This window comes from Halobacillus sp. K22 (genome assembly GCF_052246795.1).
In the GTDB taxonomy this organism is placed as follows: domain Bacteria; phylum Bacillota; class Bacilli; order Bacillales; family Halobacillaceae; genus Halobacillus.
This window is the reverse complement of the sequence record NZ_JBQQCN010000001.1, coordinates 71,408-89,469: the sequence shown is the minus strand read 5'-3', so window position 1 is coordinate 89,469 and position 18,062 is coordinate 71,408. Positions and strand designations below refer to the sequence as shown.

General features: G+C 41.8%; 16 protein-coding genes. 12 read left to right on the top strand and 4 right to left on the bottom strand.

The genetic code is table 11. From position 1 onward, the window contains the following. Positions 1–9: 9 nt before the first annotated feature. The 3 genes from ACTWPM_RS00430 to ACTWPM_RS00420 are packed head-to-tail and all read right to left on the bottom strand — an operon-like array spanning position 10 to position 2,905. On the bottom strand, positions 10–738 hold the full coding sequence (locus tag ACTWPM_RS00430; RefSeq protein ID WP_443131099.1) for a 3'-5' exonuclease: 729 nt from the start codon (positions 736–738) through the stop codon (positions 10–12). Next, the gene (locus ACTWPM_RS00425; protein ID WP_443131098.1) at positions 738–2,645 is read right to left on the bottom strand and encodes a DUF294 nucleotidyltransferase-like domain-containing protein; all 1,908 of its coding nucleotides are present in this window, start codon (positions 2,643–2,645) and stop codon (positions 738–740) included. The genes ACTWPM_RS00430 and ACTWPM_RS00425 overlap by 1 nt, the downstream gene beginning before the upstream one ends. Before the next feature lie 14 nt (positions 2,646–2,659). After that, complete coding sequence (locus ACTWPM_RS00420) at positions 2,660–2,905, bottom strand: DUF2627 domain-containing protein (RefSeq protein ID WP_443131097.1); 246 nt, start codon at positions 2,903–2,905, stop codon at positions 2,660–2,662. Positions 2,906–3,041: 136 nt separating this feature from the next. Here ACTWPM_RS00420 and ACTWPM_RS00415 point away from each other — a divergent pair, with 136 nt between their 5' ends. The 11 genes from ACTWPM_RS00415 to ACTWPM_RS00365 all read left to right on the top strand — a co-directional run bounded on the left by ACTWPM_RS00415 (position 3,042) and on the right by ACTWPM_RS00365 (position 16,026). Beyond that, positions 3,042–5,120, top strand: coding sequence for a sigma 54-interacting transcriptional regulator (locus tag ACTWPM_RS00415; RefSeq protein WP_443131096.1), 2,079 nt, complete (start codon positions 3,042–3,044; stop codon positions 5,118–5,120). Positions 5,121–5,221: 101 nt separating this feature from the next. Further along, positions 5,222–6,124, top strand: a complete 903-nt coding sequence (gene yqiS / locus ACTWPM_RS00410) for a phosphate butyryltransferase (RefSeq protein ID WP_443131095.1) — start codon at positions 5,222–5,224, stop codon at positions 6,122–6,124. Positions 6,125–6,136: 12 nt separating this feature from the next. Continuing rightward, positions 6,137–7,231: a branched-chain amino acid dehydrogenase gene (bcd, locus tag ACTWPM_RS00405; RefSeq protein ID WP_014643692.1), complete on the top strand. Its 1,095-nt coding sequence runs from the start codon at positions 6,137–6,139 to the stop codon at positions 7,229–7,231. Positions 7,232–7,255: 24 nt separating this feature from the next. Beyond that, positions 7,256–8,341, top strand: a complete 1,086-nt coding sequence (gene buk / locus ACTWPM_RS00400) for a butyrate kinase (protein ID WP_443131094.1) — start codon at positions 7,256–7,258, stop codon at positions 8,339–8,341. Between the two features lie 14 nt (positions 8,342–8,355). Next, positions 8,356–9,777, top strand: coding sequence for a dihydrolipoyl dehydrogenase (lpdA, locus tag ACTWPM_RS00395; RefSeq protein WP_443131093.1), 1,422 nt, complete (start codon positions 8,356–8,358; stop codon positions 9,775–9,777). Between the two features lie 20 nt (positions 9,778–9,797). Beyond that, complete coding sequence (locus ACTWPM_RS00390) at positions 9,798–10,790, top strand: thiamine pyrophosphate-dependent dehydrogenase E1 component subunit alpha (protein WP_443131092.1); 993 nt, start codon at positions 9,798–9,800, stop codon at positions 10,788–10,790. Between the two features lie 16 nt (positions 10,791–10,806). After that, positions 10,807–11,790, top strand: coding sequence for an alpha-ketoacid dehydrogenase subunit beta (locus tag ACTWPM_RS00385; RefSeq protein ID WP_443131091.1), 984 nt, complete (start codon positions 10,807–10,809; stop codon positions 11,788–11,790). A gap of 16 nt (positions 11,791–11,806) precedes the next feature. Further along, positions 11,807–13,126 (top strand): dihydrolipoamide acetyltransferase family protein, encoded by a 1,320-nt coding sequence (locus ACTWPM_RS00380; protein WP_443131090.1) that lies wholly within the window; start codon positions 11,807–11,809, stop codon positions 13,124–13,126. A 356-nt stretch (positions 13,127–13,482) separates the two neighbouring features. Continuing rightward, positions 13,483–13,914 carry a BrxA/BrxB family bacilliredoxin gene (locus tag ACTWPM_RS00375; protein WP_443131089.1) on the top strand — a complete coding sequence of 144 codons (432 nt, stop codon included), beginning with the start codon at positions 13,483–13,485 and terminating at the stop codon, positions 13,912–13,914. 595 nt (positions 13,915–14,509) lie between these two features. Further along, the gene (locus ACTWPM_RS00370; protein WP_443131088.1) at positions 14,510–15,448 is read left to right on the top strand and encodes an aromatic acid exporter family protein; all 939 of its coding nucleotides are present in this window, start codon (positions 14,510–14,512) and stop codon (positions 15,446–15,448) included. 56 nt (positions 15,449–15,504) lie between these two features. Continuing rightward, positions 15,505–16,026, top strand: coding sequence for a L,D-transpeptidase (locus ACTWPM_RS00365; protein ID WP_443131087.1), 522 nt, complete (start codon positions 15,505–15,507; stop codon positions 16,024–16,026). A gap of 54 nt (positions 16,027–16,080) precedes the next feature. Here the strand turns inward: ACTWPM_RS00365 and prli42 are convergent, their stop codons facing one another. Continuing rightward, the gene (prli42, locus tag ACTWPM_RS00360) at positions 16,081–16,221 is read right to left on the bottom strand and encodes a stressosome-associated protein Prli42 (protein ID WP_443131086.1); all 141 of its coding nucleotides are present in this window, start codon (positions 16,219–16,221) and stop codon (positions 16,081–16,083) included. Between the two features lie 178 nt (positions 16,222–16,399). Here prli42 and ACTWPM_RS00355 point away from each other — a divergent pair, with 178 nt between their 5' ends. Beyond that, entirely contained in the window at positions 16,400–18,055 is a 1,656-nt protein-coding gene (locus ACTWPM_RS00355; RefSeq protein WP_443131085.1) for an acyl-CoA mutase large subunit family protein, read from the top strand. Positions 18,056–18,062: the final 7 nt, after the last annotated feature.

Sequence of the window (18,062 nt, the reverse complement as noted above, 5' to 3'; positions counted from 1 at the left end):
CTTACTTTTTTAGTTGTGACAACGCAGCAAATTTTGTAATTCTTCTGCTGTGTTTATTCCCTCATTCATTGTTAAACGCATGAGGTGAGTGAATAATTCAGAGGTCATAATAGCATCGTTTAAAGCATGGTGGCGCTCGCGCTTTTCGATTCCGAGGTGTTTAAGCAGTGGATCAAGCTGGTGTTTAATGTCAGGAAACAGCCATTGAGCCATTAAATGGGAATCAAGAACCGGCGGATGGTAAGCTGGCAGTTTCCATCGTTTTAACATCGCTTGGAGAAATCTCATATCAAATTTTGCTGGATGAGCGACCAGAATTGACCCTTCACTAAAATCTAGGAAATTTTGGAATCCCTCAATAAAAGGACTCGAGTTTTTAAGACGTTCTTTGTTTAGACCAGTTAATCTCAATGTCTGCTTGTTTACCGGTCTGATTGGACGGATAACCTGATGAAGTTTCTTGCGATAGCATGAATCAAGGCCGCTGATTCTTACGGCACCAATTGAGATGATTTCGTGGCCGATCTCAGGAAGAAACCCAGTGGTTTCGAGATCGAAAATAGTATAATCTGCTTCATTAAGGTTTTTCCTGGTAATACTAAAATCGGGTTCGTTTGTTTGCAGCTGGTGGTGGAGATTTTCATAACTCTTCCACTTTAAATAAGGTTTAATTTTATAATAGTAAATAGGCTTTTCAAATAAAATATATTTTAAGATCTGGAGGTCCACAGGTAGCATTACATCACCCTATTCCGGTTATAACTCAATTCCAGCACCTGCTGAAGACGTTTTGCTATAATCAATGCTTCTCGCAGCGAACGACGCTCCTCTTTGTTCATTTGAGTGAGTTTTAGATCATTGGACAGAACTTCTTCATTTTCCAGCTGCTTCAGGTTTTCTTTTAATCGAAATAGCATTAAACGGTGAAGAGCAGTTTTGGCATTCTCTACATCTCTTGGGTGGAACCGTTCATGTTCAGCTAATGCGTTCAGGCGGCTGACGGTATTGATGTTTTCAATGCCGTATTTCATGCTGTAGATTCTCACAGCATTAACGACCTGCATGATAGCAGATTTTTTCAAATTAAGAGTGCGCTTTTTTCCAACACCCGATATGCGTCCGAAAGGCTGGACGGGGACGCGGAACCTAAGAGTGTCTTTCATTAGAAGCTGATGAAGACTTAATGATTTCTGTACTCTTTTGGTAACATATTTTTTCAGCTCGTAAGCGAGCGAATAATCTCCAAATATCGGCCGGAAATCCATAAAGATTGTAAAGTCACGAATTTCCTCTGCATCCATTTTTTCTATCCAAGTATCTACATTCGTATGCCATTCTGTCATTTGTTTACGCCATTTCTCTTCTTTTGCCATAATTCCACCATTACAATACGGAAATCCACATTCATTTAACATATCATTAATTTTTGTAGTAAAGCGCTCAAAATAATCACTTATTCTGTTTTTATGCTTGGAATGGTTGTAATCAGCTAAAATCATTCCATTATCCTGATCAGTCGAAAAAGCCTGCTCTTTACGTCCTTCACTTCCCATGACCAAAAAGCAATAGTTGATGGGGGGGGCGCCATAGCCTTCCGCAATCATTTCATCTTCAGCGATTTGTACAACCTGTTTATGAATACGATCGTTATAATTGGTCATAAGCTCAGCAATATCGTAGGCAAACATATTATCCTCAATTAGGCTCGCGATGAACTTTTGAAACCTCTGGTTATAGGTTGGAGAAAGTTCAATGATTTCTTGGATTGTTGTTGCATTAGAAATTCGATAGGTAAGATCGAAATAAACTGAGTTTTTAATAGTGAAAAAGGATGATTGGCGCAGGATACCTACAATTTTATCTTTATGAAGTACTGGAATGATTTCAGTAGGGTGGTGTTTCAAGTAACTAAGAGCGTCATAGATGAACTCTTGCTCGTTAATTTCGTAGGCTTCCTGAGACATATAGGCCTTAACAGGGTTATTGTGGTCGTTTTCGAAATAGGCCCGAAGGATTTCACCGTACCCTATCATACCAAGCATCGATTTTTGATCATCACTTACTATTAAAGCTTCAATTTTCTGCTGTTGTAGCATTCGAGCTGCCTTTTCAATGGAAGACTCGGGATGTATAAATGTAGGGGGTTCCATATAGGCGTCGGCACGCTTTTTATATAGGTCACGGTCGTCCTGATCATCAGTAGTCGAACTTTTATATTTAACTTCATCATAAAGACTCTTCATTAAATTACTGATACCATCCATGACGACTTTTGAAAATTGTGTATTATTAGACATCACTTTTAAAAAGGATTCTCGCTCAAAACAGATGGTCTTCACTGGTTCTAAAGCCTGAACGGAAAACCTCATTTCGCCACTGGTTAGGAGTATCATAACCCCTATTAAATCCCCTGGATAATAAAAGCGTACAGACAACTGTTTTCCATTCGAACGATGCATAATATTATTCGCGAGTCCAGAAGTGAGGAAATGGATGTCAATTGAATTGTCGGACTGGTCCTCATGAATAATAAATTCATTCGTGCTGTATTCTTTTACTACAGCATTTCCGAATACCTCTTCAAACTCATCTTCAGCTAATAAGTCAAAAGGATATTGATTCTTAAATAATTCAAACTCTGTCACAGAGCAAAACTCCTTCATTTCGAACTACGATTTTGGTCAAAGCGACCTTTAGTAAGATTTCTTTTCCTGTCACGATGCAGAATAAATCCGCCAATAAAAGCAAGTCCTCCCAAGAAAAATAGAAGACCGGCAGCTCCTTGTAATGCTATGTGAAAAAATATAGGGTGAAATTCGCCAAATAATGCATCCCGCATTAATTTTATGCCATAAACCGCAATGATTCCTGGAGTGGCTAATAGTAGTAAAGCAATTAAGCGCATAGTTAGTTTCTCCTTTTCTAACAATCATTATTTAGTATATCAAATGCAGTAGGATGTGGGAATACAATCATGCTTGCTAAAAAGTGCATAATAGGGTAGGATGAAGATGCGCAAATTATTGCAGGGTGTGATAATAATGAAACGTGTATTGATTGTCGGAGCAGGCAAAGGTGGAACAGCCCTGTTGAAACTACTGAATGAAACAGATCGTATGAAAATTGTAGCGGTGACAGATATTAACCAGGAAGCGAATGGGCTCAGGTTAGCAGAGTCCTACCATATTCCAACAGGCGCTCATTGGCAGGATTTTATACATAAAAATATAGATATAGTAATTGAAGCCACGGGAAACGATGGGGTATTTGAAGAGATCAGAACTCGACGAAATCAGAGAACGGTTGTTATTCCGGGCTCGGTTGCTTATATTACCTCAGAGTTGCTTGAAGAAAAAGAAGCACTCGTTCAAGAATTGAAGCGTCAGACAGAGAATCAGCATCTTATTTTAAACAGCATTCACGATGGAATGATTGTAATTACACCTGATGCCAAAGTCTCTTTTGTAAATCGCAGTGCCGAACAAATTTTGGGTATGGACAAGGAGGCCGTCCTCGACAGGTCTATCCAGGAGATTATACCGGCTTCGAGGCTTCCTCAGTTATTAAAATCACGGGAAAAAGAAGTGAACCAGAAACTTAGCCTGGAAAATGGGAAGAAAGTCATTACGACAAGGATTCCAATGATTGGTCCAGGCGGGAAAGTCATAGGGGCATATGCTGTTTTTCAGGACATAACAGAAGTAGTAGATCTGGCAGAAGAAATTACCGACTTAAAAGAAGTTAAAACAATGCTTGAAGCTATCATTCAATCGTCTGATGAAGCTATTTCAGTGGTGGATGAAAATGGAAGCGGTTTAATGGTGAACCCCGCTTATTCAAGGATTACAGGGTTATCAGAAGACGAAATCGTAGGTAAACCTGCCACGGTGGATATCTATGAAGGGGAAAGTATGCATATGAAGGTCCTGAAAACAAGGCGTCCGGTCCGGGGGGTCAGGATGAAAGTGGGACCTCATAAAAAGGATGTTCTAGTAAATGTAGCTCCAGTCATTGTAGATGGAAAATTAAAAGGTAGTGTGGGTGTTCTTCATGATGTAACAGAAATCCAGTCTTTAACAAGTGAACTCAGAAGGGCTCGCCAGATTATAAGAAGTCTTGAAGCGAAGTACACGTTTGACGACATAATCGGTGAGTCTTCAGAGATGACACTTGCTTTGGAGCAGGCAAAAGTGGGAGCCAGAACACCAGCTACTGTTTTACTGCGAGGGGAATCTGGAACTGGTAAAGAACTTTTTGCTCATGCCATTCATAATGAGAGTGAGAGGCGCCATAATAAGTTTATCCGTGTTAATTGTGCTTCTATAGCTGAGACCTTGTTAGAGAGTGAATTGTTCGGCTATGAAGATGGAGCTTTTTCAGGGGCCAAGCGCGGGGGTAAGAAAGGTCTTTTTGAAGAAGCGAACTCTGGCAGCATTTTCTTAGATGAAATTGGAGAACTAACCTTACCTATGCAAGCAAAACTGCTTCGGGTTCTACAAGAGAAGGAAATTCTAAGAGTGGGCGGTACTAAGCCTGTACATATTGATGTACGCGTAATTGCTGCTACGAATATGAATTTAGAAAAAGCGATCATGAATAAATCTTTTCGTGAGGATCTTTATTATCGTTTAAATCGTCTCCCCATTTACATCCCTCCTTTGAGGGAGAGGATAGAAGATTTAAAACTTTTATCTGAGCATCTTATTCAAAAGCTGAATGAAGATTATGGCAGGCATGTGACATCTATTGATGAGCGAGCTTTTCAGCAATTAGAAGCGTACAGTTGGCCAGGAAATGTAAGGGAACTCGAAAATATCATTGGACGAGCCATGATTTATATGGATCATTTAGAAGAAATTATTCTTCCTGAACATATACCGAACCTAGCAAAAAAATCTACTGCAGATCCGGGTACTAATATACCAGGGAATCAGTGGCTGGGGGAAACTCTGCAGCAAGCCGTAGATGAATATGAAAAGAGGCTGCTAGCAGATGCTTTCAGGGCTCATGACTTCAATAAGACGCAGACAGCAAAAGCGCTCGGCATATCCATACGAAATTTCTATTATAAATTGGAAAAATATAAATTAGATAAAAATAGCATGCAAGAATATTCATAAATGAAAAAAATTGCAGAGTAAATTCTTATTAATACGTACATTTAGGTGGGCACACTGGGCTGGCACGAAACTTGCATAATTCATTAGGAAGAGGTGAATGTATGAAAACCTTAGATCAAATGGTGGAACAAGTGAATCGATTAGAGTTAAAAACCGTTGCCGTAGCGCAAGCTGAAGATGAAGAAGTCTTGAGAGCGGTTAAGAAAACACGAGAGCTTGGAATTGGAAGGTTTCTTCTTACTGGAGACAAGGAAGCTATTACAACACTTGCGGAAAAGATGAATATAGATCTTAAAGATGAAGGGATTACCTTACTGAATTGTGCGCGTGAACACGCTGCAAGTGAAGCCGTAAAGGCCGTGCATAATAAAGAAGCCCACGTTGTAATGAAAGGGAATGTAGATACTAAAACGCTGCTTAAAGCGGTGCTGGATAAAAACTATGGTCTTAGAGCCGGGGGTGTTTTATCTCACGTTGCGCTATTTGAAGTGCCAGGAAGGGAAAAGTTAATTTTTTTGACTGATGCAGCTATGAACATTGCTCCTACCCTGCAGGAAAAGGTTCAGATTATTAATAACGCAGTAGAAGTAGCAAGCTTAGCAGGCTGGAATCTTCCAAAGGTTGCTGCGCTTACTGCTGTAGAAGTGGTTAATCCAGCTATGCCGGCTACCGAGGATGCTGCTATACTAACCCAAATGAACCGGCGGGGACAGATCAGCAATTGTATCGTGGATGGACCGCTGGCCTTTGATAACGCCGTTGATAAGAAAGCCGCTGAACAAAAAGGGGTCCAGTCTGAAGTTGCTGGACAGGCAGATATTTTAATGGTACCCACGATAGAAGTGGCGAATGCTTTATATAAGTCTTTTATGTATTTCGCTAACGCCAAAGTTGCTGCCGTTATAAGTGGAGCAAAAGCACCAATTGTATTGACCTCACGCGCTGATTCAGCAGAGAGCAAGGTTTATTCATTAGCACTGGCATTACAGTCCAGCAAACAATAGGAGGAAATAACAATGCAAATATTTAACTATATGAAGGAATACGATTACGAACAACTATTATTCTGTCAGGATGAGCAATCCGGTTTGAAAGCTATTATTGCTATTCATGATACTACTCTAGGGCCGGCTCTTGGCGGAACACGTATGTGGACCTACGCTTCTGAGGAAGATGCGATTGAGGATGCTCTCCGCTTAGCCAAAGGGATGACTTACAAAAATGCAGCTGCAGGATTGAATCTCGGCGGAGGCAAAACAGTAATCATCGGAGATCCGAAGACAGAAAAGAATGAAGAAATGTTCCGTGCATTCGGCCGTTTCATTCAGGGTTTAAACGGGCGCTACATTACAGCTGAAGACGTAGGAACAACGGTACAGGATATGGATCTAATCCACGAAGAAACAGATTACGTAACAGGTATATCCCCAGCATTTGGCTCCTCGGGAAACCCTTCTCCAGTAACAGCTTATGGTGTTTACAGAGGAATGAAAGCAGCCGCAAAAGAAGGTTTCGGCAGTGATTCATTAGAAGGCAAAACGGTTGCCGTACAAGGCGTAGGAAATGTTGCCTTCACACTTTGCCGTCACTTACATGAAGAGGGAGCCCATTTAATCGTCACAGATATTAATAAGGAAGCTGTTCAGCGGGCTGTAGATGAATTCGGTGCTGAAGCGGTGGAGACTGACGATATATATGGTGTGGACTGTGATATCTACGCTCCTTGTGCTTTGGGTGCGACCATTAATGATGAAACCATTCCGCAGTTAAAGGCGAAAGTCATTGCTGGTGCGGCCAATAATCAGTTGAAAGATACATCCCATGGCGATCTTCTCCACGAAAAAGGCGTGGTTTATACACCAGATTACGTCATCAATGCAGGTGGAGTAATTAATGTAGCTGATGAACTTCACGGGTATAATAAAGAGCGAGCTATGAAGCGTGTAGAAACAATTTATGACAATGTCTCCCGCGTATTTGAAATTTCCCGTCGTGATAACATACCTACTTATAGAGCAGCCGACCGCATGGCAGAAGAACGCATTGAACGTCTGCGTCGATCCCGCAGCCAGTTTCTGCAAAACGGCCATCACATTTTAAGTAGGAAATAAGTACGGGTTTGGAGGTCAAAGACATTGCTAAATCATCGCATACTAGTAATTAATCCTGGCTCTACGTCAACAAAGATCGGCGTCTTTGACGATGAAGAAGCTATTTTTGAAAAAACCATCAGGCATCAGCCTGAAGAGATCAGCCAATTTAATAAAATCATTGACCAATACGAATTCAGAAAGCAAGTCATTCTTGATGAATTAGATCAAGAAGGGATTAATATTAGCAAGTTGAGTGCTGTCTGTGGAAGAGGCGGTCTGCTTCGTCCTATTGAAGGAGGCACATATGAAGTCAATGAAGCTATGCTTGAGGATTTAAAAAACGGCTACAATGGTGAACACGCCTCAAATCTGGGTGGAATAATAGCTAATGAAATCGCAAAAGGGTTAAATATTGGAGCTTACATTGTTGATCCTGTTGTAGTCGATGAGCTTCAGGATATTGCCCGGGTCTCAGGGGTTCCTGAAATTCCTCGTAAAAGCATTTTCCACGCTTTGAACCAGAAGGCAGTGGCCAGGCGTGCTGCAAGAGACTTGGAAACTCCCTATAAAGACACCCGCTTAATCATTACTCATATGGGTGGAGGCATTACTGTTGGCGCCCATGCCAATGGCCGTGTGATTGATGTTAATAATGGTCTGCATGGAGATGGCCCTTTTTCACCGGAGAGGGCAGGAACGGTTCCTGCGGGGGATCTGGTATCTCTTTGTTTTTCAGGGCAATACTACAGAGATGAAGTCATGAAGAAGTTGGTAGGACAAGGTGGATTAATGGCCTACTTAGATACAAACGATGCTAGAGAAGTAGAAAAAATGGTTCAGCATGGTGACCGCAAAGCTAAACTTGTTTACGAAGCGATGGCTTACCAGATCGCTAAAGAAATAGGCAGCATGAGTGCGGCGCTGGAAGGAAAAGTAGATGCGATTGCCCTCACTGGCGGTCTTGCTTACGGGAAAAAGTTCGTGGAAGAAATATCGAAACGAATTCACTGGATTGCTGATGTACTTGTTTACCCAGGTGAGAATGAATTAGAAGCGTTAAACGAAGGCACTTTACGGATACTGAATCACGAGGAAGTTCCAAAACAGTATCCTAATTTTATAGAATAGGAAGGAGAGTCCACATGGCTGAAGAATATGATTTAGTCGTTCTCGGAGGCGGAACAGGCGGATACGTTGCAGCTATCCGTGCTTCGAAACTTGGACTTAAAGTAGCAATTGTAGAGAAACGCGAACTTGGAGGGACTTGCCTTCATCGCGGGTGTATTCCATCGAAAGCTTTGCTCAGAAGTGCAGAGGTTTTTCGCCAGACGAAAGAAGCAGGAGATTTTGGAGTAACTGTCCAAGAACCTACCCTTGATTTCACTAAGGTTCAAGAGCGTAAACAGTCAATTGTAGACACCCTACATAATGGTGTGCAAGGTTTAATGAAAAAAGGTAAAATTGACATCTTTGAAGGGTTGGGAAGAATTTTAGGACCTTCTATATTCTCCCCAACCGCTGGAACGATCTCTGTGGAGATGAATAATGGAGAAGAAAATGAAATGTTAATTCCTAAAAATGTATTAATAGCTACCGGATCAAGCCCTAAATCTTTACCAGGCCTGGAGGTTGACGGAAAGCAGGTAATGACATCAGATGAAGCGCTTTATATGGAGGAATTACCATCTTCCATTGTGATTGTAGGCGGGGGAGTCATAGGAATCGAATGGGCCTCCATGCTATCAGATTTCGGAGTCAAAGTGACCGTACTTGAATATATGCCGCAGATCTTACCGACAGAAGATCAAGATGTGGTCAAAGAAATGCAAAAACAAATGAAGAAAAAAGGAATTAATATTGTCACAAGTGCCAAAGTAATGCCGGATACGCTTAACAAAGAAGACGGTATTTCCATTCAGGCGGAAGTAGATGGCGAAGCGGTTACTTATGAAGCTGAGCGCATGCTTGTCTCAGTGGGACGATCTGCCAACGTTACAAATATTGGTCTGGAAAATACAGACATAGTGGTTGAAGATGGCGTAATTCAGACGAATTCTTATTACCAAACAAAAGAAAGTCATATTTATGCGATTGGGGATGTAATCGGAGGTATGCAGCTTGCTCATGTTGCTTCTCATGAAGGGATCACAGCCGTTGAACACATGGCTAATCAAAATCCTCACACGATGAACTATAATCATGTTCCCACTTGCATTTATTCAAGTCCTGAAGTAGCGAGTGTAGGTTTGACGGAACAGCAGGCTAAAGATGAGAATTATAATGTGAAGGTTGGAAAGTTTCCGTTTCAGGCTATCGGTAAAGCTCTGGTCTTTGGAGAAACTGATGGGTTCGTAAAAATTATTGCTGATAAAGATACAGATGATCTATTAGGAGTTCATATGGTTGGTCCGCACGTAACGGATATGATCTCTGAAGCAGGTCTCGCGAAAGTACTGGATGCCACTCCATGGGAAATTGCTGAGAGTATTCATCCACATCCAACGCTTGCTGAAGCGATAGGAGAAGCAGCTATGGCCGTAGATGGTAACCAAATCCACGGATAAGGAATAAAGGAGGCGAAAACATGGCTGAAAACCGCCATAAATCATTAGGACTTAGTGATGAAGAAGTGTTAGACATGTTCCGTACCATGCTTATGGCAAGAAAGATTGATGAAAGAATGTGGCTATTGAACCGAGCAGGTAAAATTCCTTTTGTTATTTCATGTCAGGGTCAAGAGGCTGCCCAAGTAGGTGCTTCTTATGCCCTTGACCGAACTAAAGACTATGCCCTGCCTTACTACCGGGATATGGGAGTTGTCCTTTCTTTTGGAATGACTCCTCAAGACTTGATGCTTTCAGGTTTTGCAAAAGCCGAGGATCCGAATTCAGGTGGACGTCAAATGCCTGGTCACTTTGGACAGAAGAAAAACCGAATTGTCACAGGCTCATCTCCAGTAACAACTCAAGTACCCCACGCAGTAGGTATAGCGCTGGCTGGAAAGATGGAAAAGAAAGATTTTGTATCGCTTGTGACTTTCGGGGAAGGTTCATCCAATCAGGGGGATTTCCACGAAGGAGCAAATTTCGCGGGCGTTCATAAACTACCGGTTATATTTATGGTAGAAAACAATAAATATGCTATCTCTGTACCTGTCTCAAAGCAGCTTGCCTGTGAAAAGGTTTCTGACCGTGCCATTGGATATGGTATGCCGGGGCATACAGTGGACGGCAACGACCCGTTAGCCGTTTATGAAGCGGTTAAAGCCGCTGCAGACCGTGGAAGAAAAGGCGAAGGCCCCACGCTGATTGAAACAGTTTCCTATCGTTTGACACCTCACTCCAGTGATGATGACGACCGCACATACAGGGAACGAGAAGAAGTCGATGAAGCTAAAAAGAAAGATTCGATTGTCACTTTTGCAAATTACTTACGTGAACAAAACATATTGACCGAAGAAAAAGAAACGGAAATGAATGAAGAGATTAATCAAATAGTCAATGACGCAACTGATTATGCTGAAAATGCCTCATACGCTGATGCAGAGTCCGCAATGAAGTATGTCTATGAAGAGTAAGGAGGGGGAATAAAATATGGCAGTTATATCTTATATTCAGGCAGTAACACAGGCTTTGAGAGAAGAAATGAAACGAGATGATAAAGTTTTCGTGCTTGGAGAGGACGTCGGTAAGCGAGGCGGCGTATTCCGTGCAACAGACGGGCTTTACGATGAGTTTGGGGAAGATCGTGTTCTAGATACGCCGCTCGCTGAATCTGCAATTGCAGGAGTTGGAATTGGCGCGGCTATGTATGGCATGAGACCTGTGGCAGAAATGCAGTTTGCTGACTTTATTATGCCTGCTGTAAACCAGATCATTTCAGAAGCTGCTAAGACTCGTTATCGTTCGAATAACGATTGGAGTGTACCGATGACCATTCGTGCACCTTACGGCGGGGGTGTGCACGGCGCTCTCTATCATTCTCAGTCAGTAGAAGCTGTTTTCGCCAATCAACCGGGGTTAAAGATTGTCATGCCTTCAACTCCTTATGATGTTAAAGGGCTGTTAAAAGCGTCTATCCGTGATAATGATCCTGTTCTTTTTTTCGAACATAAGCGCGCCTACCGGCTGATTAAAGGTGAAGTTCCTGATGAGGATTATACGTTACCGATTGGAAAAGCGGATGTTAAAAGGGAAGGTTCAGATATCACCGTAATAACTTACGGCCTATGTGTGCACTTTGCCCTACAGGCTGCTGAAAAGTTAGCTGAAGAAGGAATAGACGCTCATATTCTTGATTTAAGAACCGTCTATCCATTGGATAAGGAAGGTATTATCGAAGCTGCTTCCAAGACAGGAAAGGTGCTTTTAGTTACAGAGGATAATAAAGAAGGCGGAATTATATCTGAAGTATCAGCGATCATCAGTGAAAATTGCTTGTTTGATCTTGATGCTCCTGTTCAGCGTCTTGCAGGTCCTGACATTCCATCCATGCCTTATGCACCGACAATGGAGAAGTTTTTCATGATGAATCCAGATAAAGTAGAAAAAGCGATGCGGGATCTCGCTGAATTTTAATTAAGGAGGAGTTCGTGTGGGCGTAGAAAAAATCAATATGCCTCAGCTTGGAGAAAGTGTCACAGAAGGGACCATAAGCACATGGCTGGTTGGGCCAGGTGATCAAGTAAATAAATATGATCCTATAGCTGAAGTTATGACCGATAAAGTGAATGCGGAAGTACCATCTTCCTTTTCTGGTGTAATAAAAGAGCTTGTAGCAGAAGAGGGAGAGACACTGGCTGTTGGTGATTTAATGTGCCATATAGAAGTAGAAGGCTCGACTTCTGAAGAAAAGCCGGAGGAACCTAAAGATGAAGAAGCGCCGGTTAAGCAAGAAAAGAAACCGGATGAGAAGAAAACGACTACTGCCCAAAAGTCCGATCAGCCGAAACAGGATAAAGGGAATAAAAAGCGCTATTCTCCTGCTGTAATGACTCTTGCTCAAGATCACGAAATTGATTTAAATCAAGTTGAAGGATCAGGCCGTGGAGGGCGAATCACTCGAAAAGATATTGAGAAGATTATTGAAAGTGGAGAGATTCCACAAGCCCAGGAAGATTCAGAAGAAAATGTGCAGCCTTCTACTGAGCCGGCCGCGGCTCCTTCTGAAAAACAAACCCCAGCTGCTGCCGCTTCCAGTGTACAAGCAGGTGAAGGGGATATTGAAATTCCGGTGAATGGGGTTCGTAAAGCCATTGCTGCAAATATGGTGAAATCTAAAACCGAAATTCCACATGCCTGGATGATGGTAGAAGTGGATGTTACTAATCTGGTGGAACTTCGAAATGCAAAGAAAAAACAGTTTAAAGAAAAAGAAGGATTTAGCTTAACCTACTTTGCTTTCTTTGTGAAAGCTGTAGCACAAGCATTAAAGGAATACCCTCAGTTGAACAGCACCTGGGGCGGAGACAAGATCATCCAGCGAAAAGCCATTAACTTAAATATTGCCGTAGCTAAAGAAGATCAATTATTTGTACCAGTTATCCGCGATGCTGACGAAAAGAGCATTAAAGGAATTGCTAAAGATATTACGGAATTAGCTGGTAAAGCAAGAGATGGCAAGTTGACTTCCAAAGATATGGAGGGCGGCACATTTACTGTTAATAACACTGGTTCATTTGGTTCTGTACAATCTATGGGTGTTATAAACCATCCGCAGGCAGCTATTCTTCAGGTGGAATCTATTGTGAAAAAACCTGTATATCAGAATGGTATGTTCGGGGCACGTGACATGGTTAACCTCTGTCTCTCCCTCGACCACAGGGTATTGGACGGACTAGTGGCTGGTAATTTCCTTGCACGCGTCAAAGAGATTCTAGAAAAAATGTCAGAAGATAATACTTCAGTGTATTAATAAGAAAGCTGTTCCTATGGATTCAATTTGTATCTATGGGAACAGTATTTTTTCATTTATCAGCGATAGACGGACCTTATAAAGATTGCTTACATAATAAAGTAGTATGTTAATACTTTACCTGGTTCCCTAAGACAATTTCTCCATTTAAAACCGCAATAAGTTGGCCGGTCGTGTCTGTCACTTGAAAATAAAATCCCGGGTTTCTTAGCAGATCGATCAACACTAAGTATAAATAAAGTCAGAAAAAAGGAGCGAATAAGTACATCCTTTTCTTCCAGATAACTCAATTGGATTGAAAGACGATGAATATCTTGGTAAAATGACTCTAGTACTTAATAAAGGAGCCATGCTACATGGATTTTAATATTTTCATGAACGACGTTGTAACGCAAGCACGTGATGAGATTAGGCAGGCGGGTTACAGCGAATTAACTACACCCGAAGAAGTTGATGAAGCTTTAAATAAAGAAGGCACAACATTAGTTATGATTAATTCTGTCTGTGGTTGCGCTGGAGGTATTGCTCGTCCGGCCGCAGCTCATGCCATTCACTATGACAAACGTCCGGATCAGCTGGTTACTGTTTTTGCAGGTCAGGATCGGGAAGCAACTAACCGTGCAAGAGAATATTTTGAAGGTTATCCGCCATCCTCACCTTCATTTGCACTATTAAAAGATGGAAAAATCCAGACAATGGTCGAACGTCATGATATCGAAGGTTTTGAACCAATGGAAGTCATTGGTAAGCTTCAGCGCAGCTTTGATGAGTATTGTGAAGAAGTATAATGATAAGTCTAAGGGATCTTTGTACTTACAAAGGTCCCTTTTTTAATATGAGGAGCTGTTAAACCTTCGTGTTAATTTGTTTCTAGATATTTGTTGAGCGGAAGGTCCTGCGGGAACGGTTTCGCTTGCCGGCCCTGCACGACGCAGGATTGTTCAACGTTGCCATACGAGGTGGCGTTCTTAGTCGAACCTCTTCTGCGCGGACTCCTCAGGCTTCGCCTTCCGGGGTCTTCCCTGTCATTTTGATCTCACAGGAGTCGTTATCGTCCCCCTCCGGGCCTTGCGAAATAGGGAGCTCGACTCTCTACGTAGGTGCCTGGTAAATGAGGATAACCTGTTAGCGTTCTAGTGTATTTAAGTGTAAAACCCCGCAAAATAAGTATTTAAGGCTGATTCAGGACGCTTACTTCTCTTTTAGAATGTGCCGTTTACCCGATATTGGCTGGGTGCCGCAGGAAAGCGAGTTGTTTTCCGTAGCCAGCCTTCTCTTTATTAGCAACGGCCCTATAGTGTAATAAATCTTCATATGTAAAAATCAACAATAACGTTTATCAGAGCCTTTTATAAATTACAAGTATCGAGGTGAATAATAGATTTGAAAATCGGCTATCGGACGATAAAAACGGCGCTTGGTACACCAATCGCCATTTGGATTGCACAGCTCCTTCAGCTGGAGAACTTTGTTTCAGCTGGAATTTTAACCATTCTTTGCATTCAAATCACCCGAAAACGCTCTTTTCTAACTTCCTGGTACCGCTTTTCTGCTTGCCTGTTAGCCATGGGGTTTTCCTACATTTTCTTTGAGATACTAATTGGGTTTAATCCAATTGCTATTGGTTTGATGCTTTTTGCATTTATCCCAGTGACTGTAAGGTTAAAGTTAACACAGGGAATCGTCACCAGTTCAGTTATTATTCTTCACTTGTATATCTCCGGTGATATTGGATGGAGTATTATATGGAACGAAATCGTTTTAATTATTGTAGGTATTGGTACTGCTCTACTATTAAATTTATATATGCCAAGTTTAGAGAATAAACTAGAGGATTATCAGAAAAGAGTGGAAGAAAATTTCCGGATTATCCTTAAAGAAATTGCTACTTACTTAAGAGAAGGCAGGGATTCCTGGACAGGTAAAGAAATAGCTGAAACGGAAGAGATTCTGGAGAAAGCTACATCACTTGCTTTTCGAGATGTAGAAAATCATCTATTACGGATTCATAATCGTCATTATCATTATTTTCATATGCGAACAAAACAATTCGATTTATTACAGCGAATGCTGCCCCTTGTTAGCCGTATAACTCCTCCGTCTAAACATGGCGGAAGAATTGCTGATTTCTTTGATGAACTAGCCGAGGCTGTCCATCCTGGGAATACGGCTGTACTATTTTTGCATCAGTTAAATGATATGAAAGAGGAATTCCGTGATGACGAGCTTCCGGAAACGAGAGAAGAGTTTGAAGCCCGGGCTAGTCTCTTTCACCTTTTAAATGAAATTGAACAGTACTTAATTTTTAAAAGCTCTTTTTAGCTCATGCATAACCATCTTCGGCAGGGGAAGACTTGAACTAAAAGAGGATGAGACTTATGCATTTGGCGATATTAGTCATGATGATGTTCCTCCCACTGCTTCCGCCGCAAATAAGTGAAGACCCAGTGATCATAGTTAATAAAGCAACTCATGAACTTTCTGTTTTTGAAAAAGGGAAAGAAATATTCAACACGTCAGCAGCAATAGGGAGGACTACCGAATTGACCCCGGAAGGCCAATTTCATATCAAAGTTAAAGCTAAAGATCCTTACTATCGAAAAAAGAATATCCCCGGTGGAACTCCAGAAAACCCACTAGGGACGAGGTGGATTGGATTTGATGCCCGGGGCACGGACGGGAGAATATACGGAATACACGGCACCAATCGGCCTGATTCAATTGGCAGGTCAGTCTCGGCTGGCTGTATCCGTCTTCAGAATAAAGATGTGGAAAAGCTGTTTGATTTAATTTCCATAGAATCAGAGGTGGTTATTGTGAAGAGCAGTAGCGAAATGGAAAGCCTATATGAATCGTGGGTAAGAGATGGATTGAACAGAATACTAAACCCTGCCACATAAAAAACTGCCGGAAGCTTATTAGGCTTCCGGCAGTTTTTTTAATTTTCTTAAAGGTTATAAGAAAAAAGAAGCACCAGCTAAAAGAGTCGACAGGACCATAGAAAGTATCATCAAATAAATAACGGCCTTCGTACGCTTTTCCCGTTTGGATTTCTTCTTCTTTGTTGGTTGATTCTGCTTATTACTTGCTGCCAAGGTTTTTAACCTCCTTCTTGCTCCATCCTACACAACATTCTATCGAAAAAAATTCATTTGGACAAGGGCAGGAAATCAATTACAATATAAATGAGAATTTTACTAATTTTTAGGTAGGTAAGCGCTTTATTTCTGGTATGCTAGAGAGGGACTTACTGATAAGAGGAGGCATTTTAATATGACCCGTTCATCTAAATATAATCATTCCAAAGAAGCGTGGGAAAAAGATGTCGAAAAAACTACGGCACGGTTCCCGGAGCGTAAACCATCATTTATAACAAGTTCAGAATTAGAGATCGACCGTTTATATGAACCTGTCCAAAGTGAGGATCAATACATAGAGGAAATTGGCTTTCCGGGACAGTACCCTTACACGCGGGGAATTCAGCCGACAATGTACCGCAGCCGTTACTGGACCATGCGTCAATATGCAGGGTTTGGTTCTGCAGAGGAAACGAATGAACGATTCCGATACTTACTGAAGCAGGGGCAGACAGGTTTGTCAGTAGCTTTTGATCTTCCTACTCAGATAGGCTATGACTCCGATGATCCAATGGCTGAAGGAGAAGTTGGAAAAGTAGGAGTAGCCATTGATTCTCTTCATGACATGGAACAACTCTTTAATGAGATTCCCTTGGATCAAGTCAGCACATCCATGACGATCAATGCACCAGCTTCTATTTTGCTTGCCATGTACATTGCAGTCGGGGAAAAACAAGGAGTAAAACCGGAAAAGCTTACCGGTACAATTCAAAATGACATTTTGAAAGAATATATCGCAAGAGGCACGTATATTTATCCGCCAAAGCCTTCAATGAGATTAATCACTGATATATTTGCTTATTGTCAAACTCATTTGCCCAAATTCAATACCATCAGTATTTCGGGGTATCACATACGGGAAGCAGGTTCTACAGCGGTGCAGGAGGTAGCCTTTACACTCGCTAACGGAATGGCTTATGTAGATGCAGCCATTGAAGCGGGTCTGGAAGTGGACCAGTTTGCACCGAGGCTGGCATTCTTCTTTAATGCTCATAATCAATTTTTCGAAGAAGCGGCTAAATTCAGGGCAGCAAGAAGAATGTGGGCCAAAATTATGAAAGAACATTACGGAGCAGAGAACCCTAAAAGCTGGAAGCTGCGATTCCATACCCAGACAGGCGGAAGTACTCTGACTGCCCAGCAGCCGGACAATAATATTGTTCGCGTTACTTTGCAAGCGCTTGCTGCTATTATGGGCGGGACACAGAGTCTCCATACAAATTCAAGAGATGAAGCTCTGGCGCTTCCAACAGAAGATTCCGCCAGAATTGCACTAAGAACCCAGCAGATTATAGCGAATGAGAGCGGGGTTGCCGATACGATCGATCCTCTTGGGGGCTCTTACTATGTTGAAGCACTCACCGATCAAATTGAAAAGGAAGCTAACGAATACATTGAGCGAATTAAAAAATTAGGCGGAGCTGTCCAGGCTGTTGAGGAAGGTTATATGCAGCGTGAAATTCATAAAGCTGCATATGATGCTCAGAAAAGACTGGAGGCCAATGAAGATATTGTAGTAGGGCTCAATGAATATCAATCAGATGAAGAAATTCACCAGGATTTATTGAGGGTCGATGAAGCTCTTGAAAAAGCACAAATCGATAAAACTCAGCACGTTAGAAATACGAGGGATGATTCCAATGTGGAGACCTGCTTGGCAGAGCTGCGCAAAGCAGCCCGTTCAGACGATAATGTCATGCCTTGTATTGTAGAAGCGGTTAAAGCATATGCAACCGTAGGGGAAATCGCAAACGTGATGCGTGATGAATTCGGTGAATACACGGGAATGTAGGAAAGGA